Annotated in this window: 3 protein-coding genes and 2 pseudogenes; all 5 read right to left on the bottom strand. The window is 58.5% G+C overall.

Annotated elements, in window-relative coordinates:
- Positions 1-650 (bottom strand): annotated as a pseudogene (locus tag HDF16_RS29920) (hypothetical protein); the annotation flags it as partial.
- An 11-nt stretch (positions 651-661) separates the two neighbouring features.
- Entirely contained in the window at positions 662-1,936 is a 1,275-nt protein-coding gene (locus HDF16_RS29915; protein WP_184224586.1) for a TrbI/VirB10 family protein, read from the bottom strand.
- Positions 1,936-2,772: a TrbG/VirB9 family P-type conjugative transfer protein gene (locus tag HDF16_RS29910; RefSeq protein ID WP_184224584.1), complete on the bottom strand. Its 837-nt coding sequence runs from the start codon at positions 2,770-2,772 to the stop codon at positions 1,936-1,938. The genes HDF16_RS29915 and HDF16_RS29910 overlap by 1 nt, the downstream gene beginning before the upstream one ends.
- A 270-nt stretch (positions 2,773-3,042) precedes the next feature.
- Positions 3,043-5,394 (bottom strand): VirB4 family type IV secretion system protein, encoded by a 2,352-nt coding sequence (locus HDF16_RS29905; protein WP_184224582.1) that lies wholly within the window; start codon positions 5,392-5,394, stop codon positions 3,043-3,045.
- Positions 5,375-5,466 (bottom strand): annotated as a pseudogene (locus HDF16_RS31120) (VirB3 family type IV secretion system protein); the annotation flags it as partial. The gene HDF16_RS29905 and the pseudogene HDF16_RS31120, both read right to left, overlap by 20 nt.

Below are 5,466 nucleotides of genomic sequence, written 5' to 3'. Positions count from 1 at the left end.
GTGTCGTAGACCGAAGTATTGAGTGCTGTGTTGGCTTGCAGGTTGGCGGTTCGACTGGCTTGGTAGGCTCCGGAAGCGGCTAAGCATTGGCTCGATGCCGCGTCCATCGCTTCGATGTGCGCGAGAGTTGAGAGTCGCTGGCTGTTGCCGACAACTTCCTGGCTCCAGAAGCTCGACGACGTGCCTGAGATCGCAAGGTTCATGATCTTCCAGACCAGGCTTGAGTTCTGGGATTGACCGTTCAATTGGGCCTGGAGACCAGCGGTCTCCCCATACGTGTTCTGCACAGAGCTGTTCATCAACGCGTTCTCCGCCGTGCGCCAGATCTGCTTCGAGTTGAAATACTTTAGGTTGTTGAAGATGGTGTTGTAGGTCGTCAGGGACTGGTTGTAGATCTTGAGTGCAGTCCCAGCCATCTGTACGTCTTCCGTGAGCTGTTGAATCAGGGTGAGATTGCGTTGGGAGCCTGATGCAAGCTCCTGTGCCTGATTGAGCAGGCCTTTGTCTTCGTTGTAGATCTGCTGGACGGCGTGAGCGGATTGGGTGGGATCGAAGACGACACCGCCGAACTGGGCGTGTGCAGGCATCGCCATCGCAAGCGCGGCAAGTGCACTGGCGAGTGGGAGACTGCGGGTGATGAACTTCTTCATGGAAGATGCTCCTAGAGGGTCGGGTTAACGCGATGTTCCGCGTAGGAAGGGATCAGGATGTCTTTGCCGATGTAGACACGCGCTCGCGAGCCTTCCTTGAGCGTGATGATCGGCAGCCGGTTGAGGAAGTGATTGAGGATCTGTTCGCTCTCCTGGCTGGTTTGCGAGGAGAGACCGTTGCGGATTTGGCTATCGGCGGTTAGAACGCTCCCGTTGTTGCCGATCTGCGCGAGTCCTCCCAGGCCCCCGATAGCGGCGGCGGCGGCGAACGCTTGGAGATAGCCGTGGTCGACATGCGTTGCGAGACCGGTGGTGCCGATCTGATCCAGCCCCGCGTACTTGTCGATGTCGATGGAGAACCCGTCTGGGCAAACGGCACGGTGGAACACAACCGCTAGCTTGTGCTGCTGTTGGTTCCCGACCGCCGCGACCGCGCCGATGAGCCGCGTCCCTTGAGGCAGAAGCAGATTCTGGCGGTCATGCGAGTAATAGTCGGCCGTGAGCATGAGCAACACGGGGCCTGCCATGCCGCCATCAACGTGCTTGGTGATGATGCCTTCAAGAACCGTTCCCTCGAAGACGCGGTAGAGCTTGCCACCATACGCGTCGAAGTCGTAGGCCGCGAGCGGATCTTTGACCTTCGTTTCTTCGGCCTTACCACTTGCCTCGGGCGAACCCAGGCCCGCCTCGGTGATCGACTGGCTGGCTACTGTGGTCGGCCCTGCAACGGTCGGTGCGGCGGCTGATGGGGACTCGTTCGCTTCGTGCGTCTGGAAGTCGATCGCTACGGTGTCACTGTTCAGGGCATCCAACCGCCTTTTCTCACGCTCTGCGGCCTTCTGCTTGGCCTGCGCCCGGGCTTCGGACTGAGCCGATGTCTCTCTTGGAGCGTTTGGGCCTGTGCCGTAGATCGCGGCGCTCTGGGCCGGGGTCATGGGCGCAGTTCCATCGGCTTCAGGCGGTGCGATGCTACCGCGTTCCTGCGCCTGCATCCCCCGCTCTTGGGCCTCCATGTTCGCGATCGACTGTTGGAGCTGAGCGTGGTCAGCGTCACTCTTCTGGATCAAGGCTTGCTGTTTCTCGAAGCTGTTGACTTGCTGGGTATCGGCGGTGGACGGTCGCGATTGCAGCGTGCTCTTGGCCGGTTCCTTCTTGTGGCTCCCGGTGAACACGTTGTAAGCGGTCGAAGCTCCGATGAGGATGACGGCACCGGTCAGAACGAGGACGATGGGCATGGTCCTGCCGATGGGTGGCTTGCCTGACGGCACTACAGGGACGGTTCCCATTAGTTGGCCTCCTGACGGTGGAACTCAACCTTGGCTTTGCCGACCGCGACGTATCCGTTCTGGAGTAGCTTGGGTACGGTGTAGAGTCCGTTGGCGAAATCGAAGTTGATGAGCGAGCCTTTGCCGTCCTTCAGCTCGTAGACCACCGGGGGTTCTTCGAACTTGCCCTGGAGGTAGGTGAACTTGCCGTCATCCCAGATTTGCCGCACACCGAGTGCCCTGGCCTTGCCTTGATCCCACCGGTAATCGAAGTGGAGGCTGCTGGGATAGGTGCTCTGGTAGTTCTCCTGGGCGGTCTCGGCGGTCTTCTTGTCGGCTGCGGCGGTCGCCTTGGCCTGGGACACTTCCCTTTCAAGCCGGTCTTCTGTTTCCTTAACCTCTGCCGCTGGGATGAAGACCGGGGCCTCGGCAATCTTCTTCTGTGCTTCCTTGTCGGTTTGCGTCAGAAACACCGTTGAGTCGCAACCTCCAGCCGGGTCCGCCGACACCTCTCGCAGCTCAAGGGTGTAGTCGTTGCCGTGATCAGAGATGATGTGGACGTTCGTGCTGCTCTTGGCAGCCGCAGCCTTCGGCTTCGCGCTGATGAACCGGCTGGCGACGTGACCGGCGTTGAAGATCCAATCGTCTGTGTTGCCACCGAATACAGTCGCGACCTTCTCCTCGGCGGGCAGCTCCAGAAGCGTCGATGCGTTGAGGCAAGCGCGAATGATGGGCGGTGCCGCCGTCGCGTTGACCTCGATCGTGCGAGGGGCTTTCTGTTGGGCGTGGATCGCGGGTACGGCGTAAGCGCAGAGCGCGAGGATGGCGCTTTCGGCGATGATGAGCGAGGTCTTCATAGGTCGTCTCCTGATGGTTTGAGGATGATGTCTGTAGCGGGACATCTGTGTTTCGTCTTGCTGAAATTGCACAATTGCAGAACGTTGGAATGTTGAGTTTGCTTCTGTTCCTGAAACCGATAACCGCGCCGTCGTTGGCTGTGGCAATGTGGGAGACGACAGCAACATCGGCGTCTTCCAAAGGCTTGTGGGAAGGGTTGGGAAACAGCTTCTTCGTTTCCAGGCTTTCCATAGCCCGGTCATTCCCACGGCCAAGCCCGGTGTGAGCGATTAGCCGTCCTCGCCCGCGACGAACCGAGTGATTCCCTCCTCCAGCCCCCATCTCTCAATCAACCGGCCTCGGCGGGCACGATCCTTCGGCTTGGTGGAGAAGATGGCATAGCTGCGAGGGTCAAGATTGAGGGTCACTACCTTCGTGATTCCGTCCCGGCGCATCAACAGCCCTTCACGCGGCCCTAGACTTTCAAAGAGGTTCAATTGCTGCTCGGTCATCTTGAACAGCTCGCCGTAGAAATCGCGATTGAACGTCGCATCAGGCAGCAGCAGAAACGACGTGCAGGAGTTGACGATGCTGTCGGCGTGCTCCCCGAGATCGTTCGCTGACTGCCCAATGAGTGTGACGCCGCCGAGATTCTTGCGAACCTGCTTGATGCTGGCCAGCGCACCCTCTAGGAGCTGCTTGTTTTTGAGGTTTGAGAACAGCTCCTCGATCACGACATGCTTGGGAACGCCAAGGTTCTTCGGGTCATACACAACGTCATCAATCCGGCGCAGCAGCCACACCATCAGCGGTTCGATAAGATCGGGATAGTCTTTGGCGACGCCCGCAAAGTCCCAGCACTGGATGCGCGAAAGACTAAGTGAGTCTTCAACATTGTCGAAGATGGCGTGATACACGCCCTGCCCAATCCACTTCGCGAGATACCGGCTGAGATGCTTCGGAAGTAGCAGGTTTGAGAGCCTGCGGATCTTCCGGTCAATGAGGTACATGCCCTGAACCTCTTTGAACACTGCGTCCTCGTCCTCGGGGCTGAGGACGGCACCGCCGTTGGTGAGGAGCATTTTGACGAAGTTGTAGAGGTATTTGATGTTCTTCTCGGTCGGCTCCAGAGCGAACGGGTTCACGCGAGGGCCGTCCAGACCAATGCGATCGACCCTGCCGCCGTATAATTCCACCATGCTCTCGTAGCTGTTGCCGACATCGAAAATGTAGGTAAATCCGTTGTATTTCCGCTCCAATCCAAGCATCTGATTCGTGTGAACTGACTTACCGGTCCCCGTGGGTCCTATGGTGAGCTGCACCCGCACCCCGTTCACATAGGCATCCTGGAAGAATGGGGTTCCTTGCCGGGTCTCAAAGACATTCAGATACTCACTGTCGAGGTCGTCAGACAAAGGGTGACCGATGTTCGGAGCGAAGACCGGCGAGAGGCGGGCGTGGTGGTCTTCGCCCAGCCAAAGCGGAAAGACGTTGTAGCGATGGTTGCAAGGAAACATCGCATAGAACGCTGACAGGTTCCCGATGGTCTCCTCAATCACCGTAGCCTGCGCGTCGACGAAAGTCCGGTGAACGACGGGCGAGTTCTCCCTCAGCTCCTCGGCGCTCTTTGCTGAGAGCAGCAGGGTGACGGTGTACTTGCCCTGTGCCTTCTTGTTCAGATCCTTCACGACGAGACCCAGATCATCCACGCCTTCGGACGCTGCTTTCGCGCCCGCGCCCTGGTCGAGGGCGGCGAAGTTCTTGCCCGCCATCACACGCTGGAAGATGCCGACCTTGAAGAAGTCAATCCACTTCTCCTGCGCGCTGATCTCCTTACGCACGGTCGACGTCGACTGCGGCCTCCAAGTCGTGCAGAGCACGCTATCGCAGGTCAGATTCGTGATGCCGTTGTAGAGGCAGGGTTGCGATGCCGTTGGCGTGCTCGTGAGCGAAAACATCTGCACATGGCGCTTCCCTACTCGGAGATGGTCTTTCTCCCAGGAGATCGCGCTGTTGACGATCTGCTGGTCGACTCCAAGGTCTGAGATCAAGGGCGTATGGCCCGCCCACTCCTCAAGGTTGAACAGCTCACAGAAAAACTTGAAGACTCTTTCCTTGTTTAGAACCTTCAGTCCGATCACGCCGCTAAGGTGTGTTTCGAGGATGTCTGCGGCCTTCTGAAGCTGATGTATCAGCCGCTCGTTTTCGTTGGCCTGGTCTTTCGGCTTGGCTGCGAAGGGGTTCGAAAGCTCTGGCTCCAAGGTGAGGCACCAATGGAGGTCGATGCGACGAAAGTTGGCCGTCTTCGCCAAGAACTTGAGGCGATGATCCACGAAGGATTCCGTGATGGGATCGGCATATTGGGCCTGTCTGGGGATGTCGAACCCTGACGTGACACGCATGTACTGGTAAAGCGAAGACCCTTCAGCCAAGCCTCGTAAGCCCGTCTCAACGGCTCGCACCCTGGCGTTGATCTCTGCGTCCGTAAGACCTTCTTCGTCCACACCCGCGACCTCGCACAAAATCCCGTAGCCGCGTGTCTTGGTGGCGAAGATCGTGGGGGTGACGAACCGCGCGATCGGAATGATGCTGTTCGCGGCTCCTGCGTCGGTGAACCACTGGTTAGCGTTTGCGCGGGTCATAGTAGCTCTTCTGGGTCCAGCTCAGACCCCACAGTTGGAACATCTTTGGGTGTTTGCGCACGATCAGCCAGC

The sequence above is a fragment of the Granulicella aggregans genome (genome assembly GCF_014203275.1).
In the GTDB taxonomy this organism is placed as follows: domain Bacteria; phylum Acidobacteriota; class Terriglobia; order Terriglobales; family Acidobacteriaceae; genus Edaphobacter.
Note: the sequence above shows the minus strand (reverse complement) of the source record. Positions and strands in the feature narration are given on the sequence as shown.